We start from the raw sequence: 19361 nt of genomic DNA, 5'->3' as shown, positions 1-19361 counted from the left end.
GAGACCCAGTTCGACGTGGTCTGCACGGTCGAGGGCTCGGGCCTGTCGGGCCAGGCGGGCGCCATCCGCCACGGCCTGTCGCACGCCCTGACCCACTACGAGCCGGCGCTGCGCCCGGTCCTGAAGCCGCACGGCTTCCTGACCCGCGACAGCCGCGTCGTCGAGCGCAAGAAGTACGGCCGCGCCAAGGCCCGCAAGTCCTTCCAGTTCTCGAAGCGCTAGGCGGATCGCGAAAGCGGTTATGGATGGGGGCGCTTCGGGAAACCGGAGCGCCCTTCTTCTTTGGAGGTCACCATGCTGCTGTCGGTCGTTTGGGATGTCGTTCTGCTGATCACGGCGATCGTCCTGCTCGTCTGGTTCTCTTACGTTCTCTGGATGATGTTGTCTGATCGGGACTGGGGTGCTTCCGCCAGAAATCCGGAACTGCGAAGGCTGAAGAGGCCGAAGGCGCTCTGGCTGGCCGCGCTCCCGCTCCTCGTCGTTATCGGGCTGTTGTTGCTGGCAGCCTTCAACGGAACTACGGCTCTTCTGACCCTCTATCGGGGCCATCCATGACCCACACCATCTTCATCGACGGCGAGGCCGGGACCACGGGGCTGGAGATCCGCGAGCGACTGGAGGCGCGTGGCGATCTGGAGCTGATTTTGCTCGGCGACCGGCGGCGCGACGTGGAGGCGCGGCGGGAGGCCCTGAACGGGGCCGACGCGGTGATCCTGTGCCTGCCGGATGACGCCGCGAAAGAAGCCGTGGCGATGATCGAAAGCCCGGCGGCGCGGGTGATCGACGCCTCGACGGCGTACCGCGTCGATCCGGACTGGACCTACGGCTTCGCGGAGATGGCGCCGGGCCAGCGGGCAAAGATCGCGGCGGCGACGCGGGTGTCGAACCCGGGCTGCTATCCGACGGGGTTCATCGGGCTGGTGAGGCCGCTGGTCAGCGCGGGCATCGTGCCCGCGGGGTGGCCGGTGACGGTCAATGCGGTGTCGGGCTATTCCGGCGGCGGCAAGGCGATGATCGCGGAATTCGAGGCGGGAGCGGAGCCGTACCGGGCCTATGGGCTGACGCTGAAGCACAAGCATGTGCCGGAGATGACGAAACACTCGGGGCTGGAGCGGCCGGTGCTGTTCGCGCCGGCGGTGGGGGCCTACCGCCAGGGGATGCTGGTCGAGGTTCCACTGCACCTGGGCGCTCTGCCGGGCTCGCCGTCGGTCGAGGTGGTGCACGGGGCGCTGACCGAGGCCTATGCCGGCGCCCGCTTCGTCGAGGTCGCGGAGCTGGAGACGACGGAGGCCATGACCGGGATCGATCCGGAAGGGCTGAACGGGACCAACCGGATGCGGCTGCATGTGTTCGGGGACCGGGGCGGGGAGCAGGTCCGGCTCGTGGCGTTGCTGGACAACCTCGGCAAGGGAGCGTCCGGGGCGGCGGTGCAGAACCTGAACCTGATGCTGGGTCTGGACGAGGCCGCCGGCCTGAACTGATCGCCGCCCTTGCATCCGCGCCGGTCGTGCCGACCTATCAGCGGTCATGACCCATGTCTCCCGCCGCCAACTGCTGCTCACCGTCGGCGCCGCCGCTGTGAGCGCCTGCACGCCTGGGCCGGTGGATGCGTCGGAGCGGCGGTATGCGAACTCCCCGTTCCGGCGGATCACCGATGCGCAGTGGCGGGCGCGGCTGCCGCGGGCGAGCTATGACGTGCTGAGGCACGAGGCGACGGAAAGGCCGTTCACCAGCCCGCTGAACGACGAGCACCGGGCCGGGACCTTCGTGTGCCGGGGCTGCGAGCTGCCGCTGTTCCGGTCGCAATGGAAATACGACAGCGGCACCGGCTGGCCGAGCTTCTATCAGGTGATCGCCGCCAACATCGGCACCAAGACGGACTACGCGATCGGTATTCCGCGCACCGAATATCACTGCGCCAGGTGCCTGGGGCATCAGGGGCATATCTTCGACGACGGGCCGCGGCCGACGGGCAAGCGCTATTGCAACAACGGGGTAGCCCTCAAGTTTGTACCGGCCTGACCAACGCGGATCAGGCCTGCCTGAGCGCCTTGATGGCGGACTCGAGGGTGACGCCGAACCAGACGGCGGCGATGATCACCAGCAGGCCGTAGTCGTGGCCGGGCCAGAAGATCGGCACGGCGGCGGCGAAGATGACGGCGAGCGGGAAGAGGCCGGCCCAGACCGCCGTGCCTGGCCGGTCGCGATGGATCATCGGCGGGCGCGGCGCGAACTTCATGCGCCGCTGCAACAGCGGGTTGAGCAGCACGAAGCCGGCCGAGCAGGCGACCGCCAGCAAGGTATCGCGCAGGAGGCGGGGCGCCGCGCCGTAGAAGCTGGCCGTGACCACCACGAGGACGAGGCCGAGGCCGGTGGACAGGGCCAGAAGCAGGTTCGGTTCGAGACGCTTCAAGACTTCACCTTCACATAGGAGCCGGGGGCCGGTTCTATCGCCGGAAGGGGGCCTTTTTGCGGGTCGCGGGCCGGCACCCAGCCGCCGGAGCGGGCGTGCAGCCAGTCGGCCCAATGGTTCCACCAGCTGCCGGGATGCTCCTCAGCGCCGGCCTGCCATTCGGCGAGGGTGGGCGGCAGGGCCGGGTTGGTCCAGTGCTGGTATTTCTTCGCCGAGGGCGGGTTGACCACGCCGGCGATGTGGCCCGAGCCGGCCAGGGTCAGGGTCACGTCGGCGTTCGGGAAAGCCCTGGCCGAGCGGTAGACCGAGTTCATCGGCGCGATGTGGTCCTCGCGGCTGGCCTGGAAATAGAGGGGGATTTTCACCTTCGAGAGGTCGGCGCGGACTCCGCCGATCTCGAACTCGCCTCTGGAGAGGGCGTTGCGGCCGTACATCGAGCGCAGGTAGTCGAGGTGCAACTTCTTCGGCATGCGGGTCTGGTCGGCGTTCCAGAACAGCAGGTCGAAGGCGGGCGGGTCCTTGCCCATCAGGTAGTTGCTGACGAAGAAGGACCAGATCAGGTCGTTGGCGCGCAGGGCGTTGAAGGTGTCGGCCATGGCCGCGCCGGGCAGGACGCCGCCGGCCGCGTCCATCTGCTGCTCGATCTCATTGAGCCAGTGGTCGTCGGTGAACAGCAGCAGGTCGCCGGCCTCGGCGAAGTCGTGCTGGGCGGCGAAGAAGGTGTTGGCGGTGACGCGGTCGTCGCCGTGTTCCGCCATATGGGCGAGGGCCGCTCCCATCAGGGTGCCGCCGATGCAGTAGCCGACGGTGTTGATGTGCCCGGCCCGCGACTGCTCGAGCGCCTTCTCGACCGCGCGGTAGATGCCCTTCTGCAGATAGTCGTCGAAGCCGTAGTTCGCCTTGTCGACGTCCGGATTGACCCAGGAGCAGACGAAGACGGTGAAGCCCTGGCCGGACAGCCAGCGGATCATCGAGTTCTCCGGCTGCAGGTCGAGGATGTAGAATTTGTTGATCCACGGCGGGAAGATCAGCAGCGGGATCTCGCGCTGCTTCTCTGTCGCGGGGTCATATTGGATCAGCTCGAACAGCTCGTCGCGCCAGACGACCTGGCCGGGGGCGGTGGCGACGTTCCTGCCGACCTCGAAGCGGCCGTAGTCGGCCTGGCTGATTTTCAGCTTGCCGGCGCCGCGCTCCAGATCGGCGGCGAAATTCTGCATCCCCCTGACCAGCGATTCGCCGTTGGTCTCGGCCAGGGCCTTCAGCGCGGCGGGATTGGAGGCGAGGAAGTTGGAGGGGGAGAAGGCGTCGGTCAGAAGTTTGGTGAAGAACTCGGCGCGGCGCTTTGTGCGCGGGTCGATGTCCTCGACCGAGGAGACCAGGCCGTTCATCCAGTCGGCGGTGACCAGGTAGGACTGGCGCATGACGTCGAACATCGGGTTCTCGGACCAGGCCGGGTCCTTGAAGCGCTTGTCGACCCGGTCATTTGGCTCGGGGGCGGCGGGGATCTCCTCGCCGGCGGCGCGGCGGGTCGTGGTGGCCCACAGGTCCATGTAGCGGTTGAACAGGTCGGCCTGGGCGGCGAACAGCTTGTCCGGGCGCGAGGCGAGCCCGCTCATCACCTGGGTCATGGCCGGGCCGACGTTGAAAGGGTCGGGCGACAGGGCGGCGGGGCGGTCGGCCTGCGACAGGGCGGCCTCGGCGATGGCGGCCTGGGCGGTCATGGCGGCGCGGGCCAGGTTCAGCGACAGGGTCTCGATCATCTGGCGCTGGTCTCCGCCGGGGAGGGCGAAGGGGGCGGCCTCAGGCGCGGTCCGCGGTTCGGGGGCGGGCTCCGGCGCGGGGGCAGGCTGTTCGGCGGCCTTCTTCCCCGCGCGGGGGCGCGGGGGCTTGGCCGAGGTGGGGCGGCCGGACTTGCGCGGCGCGCGAGGGGCGTCGGCGGACGGAGTGGTCGGACGCTTGGCCATGCACGAAAGCTCCGGAGGAGGCGTCAGGATCGGTCGTAGGGGCGGTTGTCGCCCTTCCGCCCGCCGTCATCATGGCATATGACCGCCCCTGACATGAACGCGCCGATCCGGAAATTCGCAGCGGTCCTGGCCGCCGCCGTCGCCACGGCCGGCCTGACCGCCTGCGCGGGAGCGTTCGATCCGGAGACGGACCCGACGTCGCCGGTGGCCCCCCGGGTCCAGGCGCTGGTCGACGCCAACCGCGAATACCCGCGCTGGGCCGACTTCCCGAAATCGCAGGAGGCCGGGCCCGAGCCCGCCGTGATCGCCGCGCGGGTGGCCACGCTGGAAACCACGGGCGGCGAACTGGCCGATGCGACGGCGCGGATCGAATGGCTGACGACCGGCGACGCGACCGCCTTCGCCGAGGGCGTGCGGGAGCGGGTCGCCGCCGTCGAGGTGGCGCCGGTGACGGCGGAGACCGCCGCCGAGATCGAGGAATTCGCCCGCCGCACCCGCGAGCGCGGCCGCGCCCCGCCGCCGGTCGATCGCCGCTGATCCACACTAACGGTCGCCGGGACGACAGAATCCCGGGATCATCGTCCTCAGGAGAACGCCCATGGCCGGACCGGCCCCCTATGCTTCCACGCTGGCCGCGGACGCCGCGCGCGTCACCGAACTGGCGGCCATCGCCAGTTACGCCCAGATCGGCCGAGGCGACGAGAAGCAGGCCGACCAGCTGGCCGTCGACGCCATGCGTACGGCGCTGAACGCGCTCGACATCGACGGCAGGATCGTCATCGGCGAGGGCGAGCGCGACGAGGCGCCGATGCTCTACATCGGCGAGAAGGTCGGCACCGGGAAGGGGCCGGCCATCGACATCGCCCTCGATCCGCTGGAGGGCACCACCCTGACGGCCAAGGCCATGGCCAACGCCCTGTGCGTGCTGTCGATGTCGGCGAGCGGCGGCATGCTGCATGCGCCCGACACCTATATGGACAAGATCGCCATCGGGCCGGGCTATGCGCCGGGCACGGTCGATCTGGATATGAAGCCGCAGGAGAATGTGCGCTCGCTGGCCTCGGCCAAGGGAGTCGATCCGCGGGACATCACCGTCTGCGTCATGGACCGGCCGCGCCACGCGGAGCTGATCGCGGCGCTGCGCGAGGTCGGGGCCAAGGTGGTGCTGATCACCGACGGCGACGTGGCCGGGGTGATCCACACCGCCGAGCCGGAGACGGGCATCGACCTGTATCTGGGATCCGGCGGGGCGCCGGAGGGCGTGCTGGCCGCCAGTGCGCTGAAGTGCGTCGGCGGCCATTTCCAGGGCCGGCTGATCTTCCGCAACGACGACGAGCGGGCCCGGGCCCAGCGCACCGGGGTCACGGATTTCGACCGCAAGTACGACCTGCACGAGCTGGTCTCGAAGGACGCCGTCTTCGCCGCCACCGGCGTGACCAAGGGCGCCATGCTGGACGGGGTGATGGTGCGCGACGGCTTCGTCACGACGCATACGCTGGTGATGGATTCCTCGACCCGGACCATCCAGCGCATCCATACGCGACGGCCGTTCTGATGGCGGACGGGGGAGCGGTCCGAGGTTTTGGGCCCGCTTTTCTGGGCGTCTCCCGCTCGCTGTCCGGGCGCGCCTGGCGGCAGAGGCCGGCCGAGGCGGGGCTGATCCGCGCCCATATGCAGGCGCTGAACCTGGAGGAGCCGCTGGCCCGGGCGCTGGCGGCGCGGGGGGTCAGGGCCGATCAGGGCGCGGACTTCCTCACCCCCACGCTGAAGGCCCTGTTCCCCGACCCGTCCAGCTTCATGGACATGGACGCGGCGGCGGAGGCGATCCTCGACGCCCTGCAGGCGCAGGTCTCCATCCATGTGTTCGCCGACTACGACGTCGACGGCGCGTCGAGCGCGGCCCTGCTGGTGCGCTGGTTCCGGGCCATGGGCGCCGACCTTCCGATCTATGTGCCCGACCGGATGACCGAGGGCTACGGCCCCAGCCCCAAGGCCTTCGACACGCTGAAGGCCTCGGGGGCGGAACTGGTCATCACGGTCGACTGCGGCGCGGCGGCCAACGAGGCCGTGGCGCATGCGGCGGCGATCGGGCTCAAGGTCGTGGTCATCGACCACCACATGATGCGCGAGCATCCGCCGGTGTGCGCCGCCGTGGTCAATCCCAACCGGCCGGGCTGCAATTCGGGGCAGGGCAATCTGGCGGCGGCGGGCGTGGTGTTCGTGCTGCTGGCGGCGCTGAACCGCGAGGCGCGGCGGCGGGGAATGTTCGAGAGCCGCGAACAGCCGGACATCCGCCAGTGGCTGGATCTCGCGGCCATGGGGGCGATCTGCGACGTCACCGGCCTGACGGGTTTCAACCGGGCCCTGACCAGTCTTGGGCTGCGGGTCATGTCGGAATGGCGCAATCCGGGGCTGAGGGCCCTGCTGGCGGCGGCGGGCGGCGAGCCTGGACCGGCGAAATGCAACCACGCCGGTTTCATCCTCGGTCCGCGCATCAACGCCGGCGGGCGGATCGGCAGGTCGGACCTCGGGGCGCGGCTGCTGTCGACCGATGACCCGGACGAGGCGATGGCGCTGGCCCAGGAGCTGGATGCCCTGAACATCGCCCGACGCGAGGTCGAGCGGCAGGTGACCGAGCAGGCGACGCGGATGGTCGAGGCCTCGGGCGCCCATGCCGACGGCTCGGCCGTGGTGGTGATCGAGGGCGACGAGTGGCACCCGGGCGTGGTCGGCATCGTGGCCGGGCGGCTGCGCGAACGCTGGCGCAAGCCCGTGGTGGTGATCGGGGTCGATGCGGTGAACGGCGTCGGCAAGGGCTCCGGGCGCTCGCAGCCGGGCATGAACCTCGGACGCGCGGTGCAGGCGGCTTGGGAGGCGGGCGTGCTGATGGCGGGGGGCGGCCACGCCATGGCGGCGGGGCTGACGGTTCGGGCCGACGGGATCGCCCGCCTGCGCGACTTCCTCAACGAGCGGATGGCCGGCGAGCAGGCGGCGGCGGAGGCGCTGGACGGGGTCGAGATCGACGCCCTGGTCGATCCGGGCGCGGCGACGCGCGGCCTGTTCGAGCAGTTCGAACAGCTGGCGCCGTTCGGGCCGGCCAATCCGGAGCCGCTGTTCGCCCTGGAGCACGTCAGCGTGCGCGAGCCCGTGGCCATGAACGGCGGCCATGTGCGCTGCCGGCTGGTCGGGGCCGACGGGGCGTCGGTGAAGGCCATCGCATGGCGCTGCGCCGACCTGCCGTCAGGCAAGGCGCTGCTGGCCGGGCAGGGCGGACTGAGCATCGCCGGACGGCTGAAGGCCGACGACTGGAACGGCCGGCGCGGGGTGCAGTTCGAGATCGAGGACGTCGCCGATCCGCGCATGGCCTAAGCCGAACGCCGATCGCGTTTTTCTACGGCAAAGCCGCTTGCACCCCGCGGAATCGGCGGCTATATCGCCGCTTCCCCGCGCAGCGGTCCCTTCGTCTATCGGTTAGGACGTCAGGTTTTCAACCTGAAAAGAGGGGTTCGATTCCCCTAGGGACTGCCACGCGGGGCCTTCCCCTTCATGCCTGTTCGAAGCCTCGCCGACTGCCCGGTCGCGACGATATCGACGGCTGCGTCATTGTCCGCGAAGGATCGGATGCGCCTCGCATGAAACCGATTACAGGCATCAGTTGCAAAAATTATTCGCCTCCGGGCTGAAACCGGCGTTTTTGCCTTTTCCGGGCTTCACAGAACCGTGTTAAACAAGCCCTGTCCGCAGCACGCGCGGGCAGGGGGAAGACGGTGTCCGACTACGAGGGCGTTGAGACGGTCGAGACGGTGCGTATCGCCGGCCGGGTGAAATGGTTCGATCCCGGCAAGGGATACGGCTTCATCGTGCCCGATGAGCCGAAGCTGACCGACATGAAGGATGTGCTGCTGCACATCTCCAGTCTTCGCGACAGCGGGCGCGACACCGCCGCTGAAGGCGCCCCCATCACCTGCGACTGCGCCCGCCGCCCCAAGGGCTGGCAGGTGACCGAGGTTCATGACCTGGGCGAGGGCGATCCGGACGCCGTGGCCGCCCCGCGGCGGGGCGGCTACGACGGTCTGCGGCGGGACAGCCGCGCCGTGGCCCCCGCCGATCCCGGCGACGGCGTCATGGAGACGGCCATCGTCAAATGGTTCAACCGGACCAAGGGCTACGGCTTCGTGGTGCGCGACGGCAAGCCGGGCGACATCTTCGTCCACGTCGAGACCCTGCGGCGCTGCGGGCTGGACGACTTGATCCCCGGCGAGCCCGTGGCCGTGCGCTTCGCCGAGGGCCCCAAGGGGCTGGTGGTCGCGGAAATCCGCCCGGCCGACTGATCGCGCTTTCCTCGCAGCGGACCGCGGCTATGCTGGGGCTTGCCGCGCGCGCGGATCGGCGCAAATTGCGGCGAACTGTCTCGAGGGTGGAATGATGTTGGTACGTCGCAGCTTCCTGGCGGGTGTCGCCGGTCTGGTCCTGCTGGCCGGATGCGCCGGCGCCGGCACGGCCACGGGCCCGAACGGCGATCCGCTGGAGCCGCTGACGGTCGTCACCTCGACCGGCGAGCACCGGTTCATGGTCGAGATCGCCGACGACGAGGCGGAGCGCCAGCAGGGCCTGATGCACCGCGAGCCGCTGGCCGACGACCGCGGCATGCTGTTCCAGTTCCCCGACGTGGCCGAGCGCGGCTTCTGGATGCACAACACGCCCAGCTCGCTGGACATCATCTACATCGACTCCTGGGGGCGCATCGTCTCGATCGCCGAGCGCGTGACGCCGAATTCCGACGCGATCATTCCGTCGAACGGGCCGGCGGCCGGGGTGCTGGAAATCCGCGCCGGCCGGGCCGACGAGATCGGAGCCAAGCCGGGCGACCGGGTGCGCCACCCGTTCTTCGCTTCGGAATAGTCGCCGCCCGCGTTGCGGGCCGCCGCGCCGCGTGGCAAACACCCCGGCTCTGGATCGGGGTGTAGCGCAGCCTGGTAGCGCATCTGCTTTGGGAGCAGAGGGTCGGAGGTTCGAATCCTCTCGCCCCGACCAGCACGAAGGGGTTCCTGCCGCCCTGCGGTCAGGTCCGGAAACCCGCGCCGCCGAACCATTTCATGAACAGGTGGTAGAGCAGGCCGCCCCTGGCCTTGCGGACAGCGGGACGAGCCTCACGGTCGCCACCCTTGTACTCGTTCACGATCACCCGTTGTCCTCCCGGCCCGCCCGAAAAGAGCGTGGCCGTTGGGTTGGTTCCTGTGTCATGGAGCGGACAAACCCTTCTTCATCCGATGCAGGGCCGCAGTCTTGATCGTCGGGCGGAAGGCTTCTAGAGCCGGACGGCCCCGGCGACGGCCGGTCCGAAGAGGTCAACCATGCTCGCCCGCATCTACCGCCCCGCCAAGACCGCGATGCAGTCCGGCAAGGGCAACACCAGACACTGGCGGCTGGAGTTCGAGCCGGCGTCGGCGCGGACCATCGATCCGCTGATGGGCTGGACCAGCTCGGCGGACATGAACGGCCAGGTGCGGCTGGAGTTCGACTCGCAGGAGGAGGCGGTCGCCTACGCCGAGCGCTACGGGATTCCGTTTCGCCTGCATGAGGCGCAGGAGGCGCCGGTCATCCTCAAGGCCTACGCCGACAATTTCGCCACCAACCGCAAGGTGCCCTGGACGCACTGAATTCTGGGCGGCTAACGCTGGCCGCGCGGCGGCTCGCTGCTTGAGCCGCGGGGTCAGGGCGGCTAACGCTCGCGCTGCCATCGGGCGCCCATAGCTCAACCGGATAGAGCACCCGCCTTCTAAGCGGACGGTTGCAGGTTCGAGTCCTGCTGGGCGCGCCACGGGTTCGAGCGGCGCTTTGCGGGCGCGGGTTTCCGTAATACGGACAAGGCATGAGCGTCGTCGCCGCCTATCTCTACAGCCACGGGAAACGCGTTCGCGAGGTCGCGATCGACGAGCGGATCGACTGTCCGGGCGACAAGTCGCAGTTCGTATGGATCGGCGTCGTCGATCCGACGGCCGAGGAACTGCGCGCGCTGCAGCAGGCGTACGGGCTCCATCCGCTGGCGGTCGAGGACGCCGCCAAGGGGGCGCAGTTGCCCAAGCTAGACGTCTACGGAGACCAGCTATTCGTGGTGGCGCGGACGGCGGCGCTGCAGGAGGGGCGGATCAGCTATGGCGAGACGGCGATCTTCGTCGGCCACAGCCATCTGATCAGCGTGCGGCACGGCTCCACCCGTGGCCATGCGGCCTTGCGGGCCCAGTTGGAAGCGTCTCCGCAGTTGCTGGCGCAAGGCGTGGACTATGTCCTGCACGCCATCCTCGACTTCGTCGTCGACGGCTATCTGCCGCTCGTGGAGGCGGTCGAGGAAGAGGTGCTGTCGATGGAGCACAAGACCGTCGACCAGTTCCTGACGCGCGGCGAGGTCAACCGCATCTTCGAGATCCGGCGCGAGCTGATCCGGTTCCAGCGCGTGCTCGGCCCGGCGGGCGAGGTGGCGGCCAAGCTGATCCGGCTGGAGCTGCCCTGCATCGATGTCGAGGCGCGGCCCTATTTCAACGACGTCCTCGACCACGTGCGACGGGTGCAGGCGATGGTCGACGGCCTGCGCGAGGTGCTGACCTCGGTGTTCGAGTTCAGCAATCTGCTGGAGCAGCAGCGGACCGGCGCCATCACCCGGCAGCTGGCGGCCTGGGCGGCCATTCTCGCGGTGCCGACCGCCATCGCCGGCATCTACGGGATGAATTTCGACTACATGCCGGAGCTGGAAAGCCCCTATGGCTACTGGGTCGTTCTGGCGGTGATCGCCGGCATCTGCGCCAGCCTGTATGTGCGCTTCAAGCGGGCGCGCTGGCTGTAGCGGCCTGATCCCGGCAACCCGCCGGCCAGCGGAGCCGTTCAGGTGCGGTGCGGATCGCCACCTTCAACATCAACGGGATCAACACCCGGCTGGCCAATCTGCTGCAGTGGCTGGAGTCGGCGCGGCCGGACGTCTGCTGCCTGCAGGAGCTGAAGGCCACCGACGCGCAATTCCCGGCGGCTGCGATCCGGGCGCTGGGCTATCACGCGGTGTGGAAGGGCGAGCACCGCTGGAACGGCGTGGCCATCCTGACCCGGGACGCGGAACCCGTGGTCACGCGGCGCAGCCTGCCGGGCGAGCCCGCCGACGCCCAGAGCCGCTATCTGGAGGCGGCGGTGGACGGGGTCCTGGTCGCCTCGCTCTACCTGCCCAACGGCAATCCGCAGCCGGGCCCGAAGTTCGACTACAAGCTGGCGTGGATGGAGCGGCTGAACGCCCATGCGAAGGCGTTGCTGGCCAGCGGGGCGCCCGTGGTGCTGGCGGGCGACTACAACGTCGTGCCGACGGAGGCGGACATCTACAACAGCCGGTCGTGGAAGAAGGACGCCCTGCTGCAGCCGGAGAGCCGGGCGGCGTTCGCGCGGCTTCTGGACCAGGGCTGGACCGACGCGCTGCGGGAGCGCTACCCCGCCGATCCGCCGCCGTGGACCTTCTGGCAGTATTTCCGGCAGGCGTGGGAGCGGGACGCGGGGCTGCGCATCGACCATCTGCTGCTCAGCCCGGCGGCGGCGGAACGGCTGACGGATGCGGGGGTGGACCGGGAGGTGCGCGGGCGCGAGCGGGCCAGCGACCACGCGCCGGTATGGATCGAGCTGGACTGAGACGATGGCGCGAAAGCTGAAGGTGTTCTGCTATTCGGACGGCTTCCACTCGTGGACGGTGGCGGCGTCGTCGCGGGCCAAGGCGCTGGAAGCCTGGGGCGTGAAGCGCGACCTGTTCAAGGACGGCTCGGCGAGGGAGATCGACGTCGGGCCCGACAAGGCGGCGGCGCTGGCCTCGCCGGGCGAACTGATCGAGCGCGGTCTCTCGGTGGACATCGGCAAGGTCGAGCGGACGAAGGCGCCGAAGGCGAAGCCGAAACCCGAGAAGCCGAAGTCGGATGCAAAGGCCCGGGCGCGGGTCGAGGCGCTGGAGGCGGAGCTGGACGAGCTGGACGAGGCGCAGGCGGAGGAGACGGCGGTGCTGGAAGCCGAGCGCGAGGCGCTGGAACGGCGGGCGACGGCGCTGGCGAAGCGGCAGAGGAAGGCGCGGGACGACCTGAAGGCCAGGCTGAAGGCGGCGCGGGCGAAGCTCAGCGGCTAACGGCGCTCCAGGCGGCGAGACCGCGCTCGAAGTCGGCGATCAGGTCGGCGGGGTCCTCGAGGCCGACGTGGAGGCGGAGGAGTTCACCGGCAAGCGCAGGGGGGGAGCGGCGAAACGCCAGCTGGCCGGTCTCGTGGGTGATCAGGCTCTCGAACCCGCCCCAGGAATAGCCGAGGCCGAACAGTTGGAGCGCGGACATCAGTGCGTGGGCGGCCGCTTCGGACCCGCCGTTCAGGACGACCCCGAAAATGGAGGCGGCGCCCGTGTAGTCGCGGGTCCACAGGTCGTGGCCGGGCGCGCCGGGGAGGGCGGGGTAGAGAACCTGCGCGACCTCGGGGCGGGTCTGCAGCCATTCGGCCACCGTAAGGGCGGAGCGGGCCTGTTCGGCGTAGCGCAGCGGCAGGGTGCGCAGTCCGCGCAGGGCCAGCCAGGCGTCATCGGGCGAGACGCGCCAGCCGAGATCCTCAAGCGTTTCGGAGACCGGGCGGCCGACGGCGGGTCCGGCCACGGCGATGGAGCCCATCAGCAGGTCGGAGTGGCCGGCGACGTATTTGGTCACCGCCTGCACGCTGACGTCGACGCCGTGCGCCAGCGGGCGGAAGGCGAGGCCGGCGGCCCAGGTGTTGTCCATGACCGTCAGCACGTCCCGCTCGCGGCAGGCGCCGGCGAGGGCAGGGACGTCGACCAGCTCGAAAGTCAGCGAGGCCGGGGACTCGATGAGCAGCAGCCGGGTGCGGTCGGTCATGGCCGCGAGAATCCCGGCCGTCGAGGCGCCCGCCGCATGGAAGGTGGTCGTGATCCCCCGCGCCTTCAGGTGGCGGTTGAGGAAGCGGCGGGTCGGGCCGTAGAGGGCGTCGGTGGCCAGCACCTCGTCGCCGGGCCTCAACAGGGCGATCAGGGGCACGGTGACGGCGGCGAGTCCGCTGGGCACCAGCCAGGCGTCGGCCGCGTCTTCGAGATCGACGAGGGCGGCGCGCAGCTCGCGGGCGGCGGTGAGGTCCTCGATGCCGTAGACCGGACCGCCGCTTCCGTCCCGCATGGCGGCCGGGTCGTCGTTGAGCAGGGTCGAGGCGCGTTCCACCGGCGGGCTGACCGGCCGGCGGCCAGCGCCGCGCCGCGTGGCCGGGGCGATCAGGCGGGTGCGGACGCTGCGGTCGGGCGGATCTGGCTGGTCCGTCATGGGGCCGATCAAGGGTTGCGGTTCAGCCTCCAAAAGCCTCTAAAGCAGGCGGGGGCGCAAGGTCTGGAATGGCTCGGCGAGGAGCGGGATGCGGTCAGAGGCGGTTCGGCGAACGACAGCGGCGGGCATGATCCTGGCCCTCGGCCTGACGACGGCGGCGTGCGGCGGCGGCGATCGTGGAGCCGAAACCGAAACGGCGCCGGTCGTGGCCGCCACCGAAGCCCCAGAGTTCGCCAGCCCGACCCTGCAGGCGATCAAGCGGCGCGGGCGGCTGAACTGCGGCGTGCACGAGGGGCTGGTCGGCTTCGCCTATACCGACAATCGCGGCGAGTGGCGGGGCTTCGACGCCGACTTCTGCCGGGCGCTGGCGGCGGCGGTGCTGGGCGATCCCAACGCCGTGCGGTTCGTGCCGCTGACGTCGAGCCAGCGGTTCGACGCCCTGCGCGGCGGCCGCATCGACGTGCTGTGGCGGGCGACGTCGTGGACCATGTCGCGCGAAGTCTCGGAGGGCATCCGCTTCGCGGGGGTCAACTATTACGACGGGCAGGGCTTTCTGGTCCGCCGCTCGCTGGATCTGGCCAGCGCGCAGGAGCTGAACGGGGCCCGGGTCTGCGTGCAGCGCGAGACCACCTCGGAGCTGAACGCGGCCGACTTCTTCCGGGCGCGGGGCATCGAATACCGGCCCGTGGTCACCGCCAACGAGGAGGCGGCCCGCACCGCCTATGCGCGCGAGGACTGTGACGCCTTCAGCGCCGACATCTCGGCCCTGGCGGCGGCGCGGACGCTGCTGTCGAACCCCGAGCAGCACGCCATCCTGCCTGACGTCATCTCCAAGGAGCCGCTGGGCCCGGCGGTGAAGCGCGGAGACGAATCCTGGACCTCGATCGTGCGCTGGACCCTCAACGCCCTGATCCTGGCGGAGGAGCTGGGCGTCACCGCCGACGACGCCGACCGGCTGGCCGAGGAATCGCGCGATCCGCAGATTCGCCGCCTGCTGGGCGTGGAAGGTGACCTCGGGCCGACCATGGGACTATCGAAGGAATGGGCGAGGAACGCCATAGAAGCCTCTGGCAACTATGGTGAAATCTTCAACCGCAATCTCGGCCCTGATTCATCGCTCGACCTGGCGCGGGGCCTTAACGCACAATGGCGCGCTCGGCCGGGCGGCCTGATCTACGCCCTGCCGATCCGGTAACGACATCGGCCGAGGCCGGGGGGACCTATGGAAAAGACGAAACGCGGCGGGATTCCGCTCTATCTCTGGATGCTGCTCGGCTTTGTCGTCGGGCTCGGGGGCGGGCTCTACGTCAATCTGACCGGCCAGGTCGTCATCCCCGAGGTGATGGATATCATCGTGGCCGTGGGGCAGATCTTCCTGCGCCTGCTGTTCATGCTGGTTCTGCCGCTGCTGTTCGCCGCCCTGGCCGTGGGCGTGGCCGAGATGGGCGACCTGAAGTCGCTGGGACGGGTCGGCTACAAGACTTTGCTGTTCACCATCCTCGTTTCCGCCATCGCGGTCGGCATCGGCCTCGGCATGGTCAACTGGTTCCGTCCCGGCGACGGAGTCGATCCGGTCCTGGCCCAGCAGCTGCTGGCGCAGGGCGCGGAGGGCGCCTCGGCCATCGTCGGCAATGCGCCGAAGAGCATCGAGGCCGGCCAGTTCTTCCTCGACATGATTCCGTCGAACGTCGTGACGGCGGCGGCGGAGAACCAGATCCTGCCGGTCATGGTCTTCGCCCTGATCTTCGGCATCGGCATGGTCATGGCCAAGAGCCGCGCCACAGACCAGCTGCAGGAGACGCTGCAGGGCGTGTTCGAGGTGATGATGAAGCTCATCAACCTCGTCATCAAACTGGCCCCGATCGCCATCGCTGCCCTGATGTTCAACCTCGCCGCGGTGTTCGGCTGGGACCTGCTGGTCCGGCTGGGCGCCTACGCCCTCGTCGCCGTCGGGGCGATGGCGATCCACATGTTCGTGGTCTACCCGCTGCTGGTCTGGATCTTCGGTGGCATGAGCCCCCTGCGGTTCGCCAATGGCGTGCGCGAGCCGTTCGTGGTGGCCTTCTCGACCGCCTCGTCGAACGCCACCCTGCCGATCGCCATCAAGGCGGCCGAGGAGAAGCTGAAGCTGCCCCGGCGCATCTCGCGCTTCGTGCTGACCGTCGGCGCCACGGCCAACCAGAACGGCACCGCCCTGTTCGAGGGAGTCACGGTGCTGTTCCTGGCCCAGTTCTTCGGGGTCGAACTGAACCTGACGCAGCAGCTGGTCGTCATGCTGGTCTGCATCCTCGGCGGCATCGGGACGGCGGGCGTGCCGGCCGGATCGCTGCCGGTGATCGCCCTGATCCTGACCATGGTCGGGGTGCCGGCCGCAGGCATTGGACTGATCCTCGGCGTCGATCGCTTCCTCGACATGTGCCGGACCACGCTGAACGTCACCGGCGACCTGGTGGCGGCCACGGTGGTCTCACGCGGCGAGAGCGACGAGGTAGTGCCGCCGGGTCTGGAGGAGCCTGTCGCGCCGCCGGCCTAGGGGCCGGTCACGACGCCCGTATCGGGCCGTCCGCCCCACTCGGCCCAGCTGCCGTCGTAGAGGCGGGAAGGGCGGTCGAGGGCGGCGAGGCCGAGGCTGAGGATGGCGGCGGTGACGCCGGAGCCGCAGCTGGTGACGACCGGTCGATCGGGATCGACGCCGGCGGCGCGAAAGGCGGTCTCCAGTTCCCCCGCAGGCTTCATCGTCCCGTCCGCGGCAAGGATGTGGGGGAAGGGCAGGTTCAGGGCGCCGGGCATGTGGCCGGAGCGCAGGCCGGCGCGCGGTTCGGGAGCGCGGCCTTCGAAACGGTCGGCGGCGCGGGCGTCGATCACCTGGGCCTCGCCGGCGAGGGCGGCGCGGACGGCCTCGACATCGGCGACGGCGGCGGCGTCGAGACGGGCGGTGAAGACCGCGGGCCTGACCGGACCCGGCGGACCGGACTCCACCGGGCGGCCCTCGGCGCGCCATTTCGGCAGGCCGCCGTCGAGCACCTGCACCCGCGAAGCCCCCATGACGTGAAACATCCACCAGGCCCGGGCGGACGAGCGGATGCCGACGGTGTCGTAGACGACGAGGTGATCGGTCTCGCGCAGGCCCAGCGATCCCATGCGGGCGCCGAAGGCTTCCGGCGAGGGCAGCATGTGCGGCAGGCTGCTGTCCGGATCGGAACTGGCCTCGAGATCGAAGAAGACCGCGCCGGGCAGGCGGGCGGCTTCGAAATCCGGCCGGCCGTCGCGGCCGTCCAGATGCCAGCTGGCGTCGACGAGGCGGAGGTCCGGCTCGTTCAGGCGGGCGGCGAGTTCGGCGGTCGAGATCAGCGGCGGGAGCTCGGGCATGCGGCTACCCTGGACCCCGCCTCAGGCGCGCGAAAGGCTCAGCTGGATCACATTGGTGCGGGCGGTGCGGAAGCCGGCCTCGCAATAGGCCAGATAGAAGCGCCACAGGCGGCGGAAGCGCTCGTCGAAGCCGCCGATGCGGGTGATGTCGTCCCAGGCGGCCTGGAAACGCTCGTCCCACAGCCGCAGCGTCTCGGCATAGTCGAGGCCGAAACGCTCAAGGCCGCGCCAGTGGAGGCCGGCGGCGGCGACGACCGGCTTCAGCGCGGCTTCCGACGGCAGCATGCCGCCGGGGAAGATGTATTTCTGGATGAAGTCGGTGCGCTTGCGATAGCGGGCGAAGGCCGCGTCCTCGATGGTGATGATCTGAAGGCCCGCGCGGCCGCCGGGCTCCAGCACCTCGTGGATCTTGCCGAAATAGACCGGCCAGTACTCCTCGCCGACGGCCTCGAACATCTCGATCGAGGCGACGCGGTCGAAGCGGCCCTGCACGTCGCGGTAGTCGATCAACTGGATGTCGGCGCGCTCGGACAGGCCGAGGTTGAACATCCGCTGGCGAGCGAAGTCGAACTGTTCGCGCGAGATGGTGATACCGGTGACGCGGGCGCCGACCTCCTTCGCCGCGAACTCGGCGAAGCCGCCCCAGCCGCAGCCGATCTCGAGCACGGACTGCCCGGCCTGAAGGTCCATGGCACGGGCGAGGGCGGCGTATTTCTCGTGCTGGGCGGCCTCCAGCGCCATGCCGGCGCGGGTGAAGCGCGCCGAGGAATAGGTCATCGAGGGGTCGAGCCAGGCCGCGTAGAAGGCGTTGCCGATGTCGTAGTGGGCGTGGATGTTCTTGCGCGATCCCGAACGGCTGTTGCGGTTCATCCGGTGCGACAGCCAGTGGAGGGTCTTCATGAGTCGGTTGCCGACCATCAGCCGCCGGATGTGGTCTCCGTTACGGGCCAGCGCCTCGAGCAGGGCGGCCAGATGCGGCGTCTCCCACTCGCCGGCCATATAGCCCTCGGCGAATCCGATATCGCCCGAGGCGAGGACGCGGCCGGCGAATCGGTAATCACGGATGTCGAGAGTCGCCGAGGGGCCCGGCTCGCCACCTTCCAGCACATGGGCGGCGCCGCCGGGAAGCCGAACGGTCAGCCGGCCGAAGGTCCAGTTGGAGGCCAGCAGACGCAGCAGCAGGCCGAACCCGCGCGGCGTGCGGGCGGCGGCCTGCTGGCGGTCGACGGTCACCGTCGTCATGGGTGGAAAGGTGGGGTCGGAACGGCCGGATCGTCAATCCCCCCGGTGAAGCTGGCGCGGTGGCCTTGGTCGCGGCCGCCGTGTAGCTTGCCAAGCCGAAGGTCCGGCGCCACCTGATCGCCGCAGAGGCGCCTCAGGAGGCGCGCCGTCCAGCCGTCATTCCGGGAAGATCGCCGTGTCCAAGCCCAACGCCATCATCGACATCAAGGACGGGCTGAAGCGCCCCGTCAGCATCGGCGGGGGCCAGCGCATCGTCTTTATCGCCGGCCCGTGTCAGCTGGAGAGCCGTCAGCATGCGCTGGAGATGGCCCAAGCGCTGAAGGAGATCGGCGAGCGGCTGAACGTCGGCATCATCTACAAGACCAGTTTCGACAAGGCCAACCGGACGAGCGCCAACGCCGCGCGGGGGCTGGGGCTGGAAGGCTCGCTGCCGATCTTCGCGGAAATCCGCGAGAGCGTCGGCCTGCCGGTGCTCACGGACGTGCACAACGAGGCGCACTGCGCCGAGGCGGCCCAGGCGGTGGACGTGCTGCAGATTCCCGCCTTCCTCAGCCGCCAGACCGACCTGCTGCTGGCCGCGGCGGCGACCGGCAAGACGATCAACATCAAGAAGGGCCAGTTCCTCGCGCCCTGGGACATGAAGAACGTCATCGCCAAGGTGGTCGGGGCGGGCAATCCGAACGTCATGGCCTGCGAGCGCGGGGCCAGCTTCGGCTACAACACCCTGGTGAGCGACATGCGGGCCCTGCCGGTGCTGCGCGAGATCGGCTGTCCCGTGGTGTTCGACGCCACCCACAGCGTGCAGCAGCCGGGCGGGCAGGGCACCTCCTCGGGCGGCCAGCGCGAGTTCGTGCCGGTGCTGGCGCGGGCGGCCGTGGCCGTGGGCGTCGACGCGGTGTTCATGGAAACCCATCAGGACCCCGACAACGCTCCGTCGGACGGGCCGAACATGGTGCCGCTGGACCAGTTCGAGGCGCTGTGCGCCGATCTGATCGCCTACGACGACCTGACCAAGGCCCGGATGGCGAAGGCGGCGTGAATCCGATAGGC

At 69.7% G+C, this 19361-nt stretch carries 22 protein-coding genes and 3 tRNA genes; 19 read left to right on the top strand and 6 right to left on the bottom strand.

Annotated features, from left to right (window positions below; genetic code table 11):
* From rpsI to msrB, 4 genes are all read left to right on the top strand, one after another.
* Nucleotides 1-222, top strand: a 222-nt coding sequence (gene rpsI / locus VEC04_RS08255) for a 30S ribosomal protein S9 (RefSeq protein ID WP_324775699.1), incomplete at its 5' end; no start/stop codon positions are given.
* A gap of 72 nt (nt 223-294) precedes the next feature.
* Nucleotides 295-555: a hypothetical protein gene (locus VEC04_RS08250; RefSeq protein ID WP_324775697.1), complete on the top strand. Its 261-nt coding sequence runs from the start codon at nt 295-297 to the stop codon at nt 553-555.
* Nucleotides 552-1481, top strand: coding sequence for an N-acetyl-gamma-glutamyl-phosphate reductase (gene argC, locus VEC04_RS08245; protein WP_324775695.1), 930 nt, complete (start codon nt 552-554; stop codon nt 1479-1481). Before VEC04_RS08250 ends, argC begins: the two co-directional genes overlap by 4 nt.
* A gap of 46 nt (nt 1482-1527) precedes the next feature.
* A complete protein-coding gene (gene msrB, locus VEC04_RS08240; protein ID WP_324775693.1) occupies nt 1528-2022 on the top strand; it encodes a peptide-methionine (R)-S-oxide reductase MsrB in 495 nt (164 codons plus the stop codon).
* A 10-nt stretch (nt 2023-2032) separates the two neighbouring features.
* Here msrB and VEC04_RS08235 read toward each other — a convergent pair whose 3' ends face one another.
* Together VEC04_RS08235 and phaC are read right to left on the bottom strand one after the other, a co-directional pair.
* Nucleotides 2033-2413 carry a hypothetical protein gene (locus VEC04_RS08235; protein WP_324775691.1) on the bottom strand — a complete coding sequence of 127 codons (381 nt, stop codon included), beginning with the start codon at nt 2411-2413 and terminating at the stop codon, nt 2033-2035.
* Nucleotides 2410-4377, bottom strand: a complete 1968-nt coding sequence (phaC, locus tag VEC04_RS08230) for a class I poly(R)-hydroxyalkanoic acid synthase (RefSeq protein ID WP_324775689.1) — start codon at nt 4375-4377, stop codon at nt 2410-2412. Before phaC ends, VEC04_RS08235 begins: the two co-directional genes overlap by 4 nt.
* A gap of 93 nt (nt 4378-4470) precedes the next feature.
* On the opposite strand from phaC, the gene VEC04_RS08225 reads away from it, so the two are divergent.
* The 7 genes from VEC04_RS08225 to VEC04_RS08195 all read left to right on the top strand — a co-directional run bounded on the left by VEC04_RS08225 (nt 4471) and on the right by VEC04_RS08195 (nt 9411).
* Nucleotides 4471-4914 (top strand): hypothetical protein, encoded by a 444-nt coding sequence (locus tag VEC04_RS08225; protein ID WP_324775687.1) that lies wholly within the window; start codon nt 4471-4473, stop codon nt 4912-4914.
* A 61-nt stretch (nt 4915-4975) separates the two neighbouring features.
* On the top strand, nt 4976-5932 hold the full coding sequence (gene glpX / locus VEC04_RS08220) for a class II fructose-bisphosphatase (protein ID WP_324775685.1): 957 nt from the start codon (nt 4976-4978) through the stop codon (nt 5930-5932).
* The gene (gene recJ, locus VEC04_RS08215) at nt 5932-7746 is read left to right on the top strand and encodes a single-stranded-DNA-specific exonuclease RecJ (protein ID WP_324775683.1); all 1815 of its coding nucleotides are present in this window, start codon (nt 5932-5934) and stop codon (nt 7744-7746) included. The genes glpX and recJ overlap by 1 nt, the downstream gene beginning before the upstream one ends.
* 84 nt (nt 7747-7830) lie before the next feature.
* Nucleotides 7831-7905: transfer RNA gene (locus tag VEC04_RS08210), tRNA-Glu, on the top strand.
* A gap of 239 nt (nt 7906-8144) precedes the next feature.
* Nucleotides 8145-8708, top strand: a complete 564-nt coding sequence (locus VEC04_RS08205; protein WP_324775681.1) for a cold-shock protein — start codon at nt 8145-8147, stop codon at nt 8706-8708.
* Between the two features lie 94 nt (nt 8709-8802).
* Entirely contained in the window at nt 8803-9279 is a 477-nt protein-coding gene (locus VEC04_RS08200; protein ID WP_324775679.1) for a DUF192 domain-containing protein, read from the top strand.
* 55 nt (nt 9280-9334) lie between these two features.
* A tRNA-Pro gene (locus VEC04_RS08195) sits at nt 9335-9411 on the top strand.
* A gap of 28 nt (nt 9412-9439) precedes the next feature.
* Here the strand turns inward: VEC04_RS08195 and VEC04_RS08190 are convergent.
* Nucleotides 9440-9562, bottom strand: coding sequence for a hypothetical protein (locus VEC04_RS08190; protein ID WP_324775677.1), 123 nt, complete (start codon nt 9560-9562; stop codon nt 9440-9442).
* A 169-nt stretch (nt 9563-9731) separates the two neighbouring features.
* Here VEC04_RS08190 and VEC04_RS08185 point away from each other — a divergent pair, with 169 nt between their 5' ends.
* The 5 genes from VEC04_RS08185 (at nt 9732) to VEC04_RS08165 (ending at nt 12520) form a co-directional block, all read left to right on the top strand.
* Nucleotides 9732-10037: an ETC complex I subunit gene (locus VEC04_RS08185; RefSeq protein WP_324775675.1), complete on the top strand. Its 306-nt coding sequence runs from the start codon at nt 9732-9734 to the stop codon at nt 10035-10037.
* A gap of 84 nt (nt 10038-10121) precedes the next feature.
* A tRNA-Arg gene (locus VEC04_RS08180) sits at nt 10122-10198 on the top strand.
* A 51-nt stretch (nt 10199-10249) separates the two neighbouring features.
* Nucleotides 10250-11218 (top strand): magnesium and cobalt transport protein CorA, encoded by a 969-nt coding sequence (locus VEC04_RS08175; protein ID WP_324775673.1) that lies wholly within the window; start codon nt 10250-10252, stop codon nt 11216-11218.
* Between the two features lie 47 nt (nt 11219-11265).
* Nucleotides 11266-12039 (top strand): exodeoxyribonuclease III, encoded by a 774-nt coding sequence (locus VEC04_RS08170; protein WP_324775671.1) that lies wholly within the window; start codon nt 11266-11268, stop codon nt 12037-12039.
* A 4-nt stretch (nt 12040-12043) separates the two neighbouring features.
* Entirely contained in the window at nt 12044-12520 is a 477-nt protein-coding gene (locus VEC04_RS08165) for a hypothetical protein (RefSeq protein WP_324775669.1), read from the top strand.
* On the opposite strand, the gene metC is transcribed toward VEC04_RS08165, so the two are convergent.
* Nucleotides 12510-13700, bottom strand: a complete 1191-nt coding sequence (metC, locus tag VEC04_RS08160) for a cystathionine beta-lyase (RefSeq protein WP_324775667.1) — start codon at nt 13698-13700, stop codon at nt 12510-12512. The two genes, VEC04_RS08165 and metC, sit on opposite strands and share 11 nt — an antisense overlap.
* Nucleotides 13701-13827: 127 nt before the next feature.
* Between metC and VEC04_RS08155 the strand changes: the two genes are divergently transcribed.
* Nucleotides 13828-14895, top strand: coding sequence for an amino acid ABC transporter substrate-binding protein (locus tag VEC04_RS08155; RefSeq protein ID WP_324775666.1), 1068 nt, complete (start codon nt 13828-13830; stop codon nt 14893-14895).
* A gap of 27 nt (nt 14896-14922) precedes the next feature.
* Entirely contained in the window at nt 14923-16233 is a 1311-nt protein-coding gene (locus VEC04_RS08150; RefSeq protein ID WP_324775663.1) for a dicarboxylate/amino acid:cation symporter, read from the top strand.
* On the opposite strand, the gene sseA is transcribed toward VEC04_RS08150, so the two are convergent.
* Both sseA and VEC04_RS08140 read right to left on the bottom strand, forming a co-directional pair.
* Complete coding sequence (sseA, locus tag VEC04_RS08145; protein WP_324775662.1) at nt 16230-17069, bottom strand: 3-mercaptopyruvate sulfurtransferase; 840 nt, start codon at nt 17067-17069, stop codon at nt 16230-16232. The genes VEC04_RS08150 and sseA overlap by 4 nt on opposite strands.
* A 21-nt stretch (nt 17070-17090) precedes the next feature.
* Entirely contained in the window at nt 17091-18311 is a 1221-nt protein-coding gene (locus tag VEC04_RS08140; RefSeq protein WP_324775660.1) for a cyclopropane-fatty-acyl-phospholipid synthase family protein, read from the bottom strand.
* 169 nt (nt 18312-18480) lie between these two features.
* Between VEC04_RS08140 and kdsA the strand changes: the two genes are divergently transcribed.
* Entirely contained in the window at nt 18481-19350 is an 870-nt protein-coding gene (gene kdsA, locus VEC04_RS08135) for a 3-deoxy-8-phosphooctulonate synthase (protein ID WP_324775705.1), read from the top strand.
* The last annotated feature ends 11 nt before the right edge of the window (nt 19351-19361 follow it).

It is taken from the genome of Brevundimonas sp. (assembly GCF_035626535.1).
Lineage (GTDB): Bacteria > Pseudomonadota > Alphaproteobacteria > Caulobacterales > Caulobacteraceae > Brevundimonas.
The sequence above is the reverse complement of the archived record's forward strand: the minus strand, read 5'-3'. Positions and strand labels throughout refer to the sequence as shown.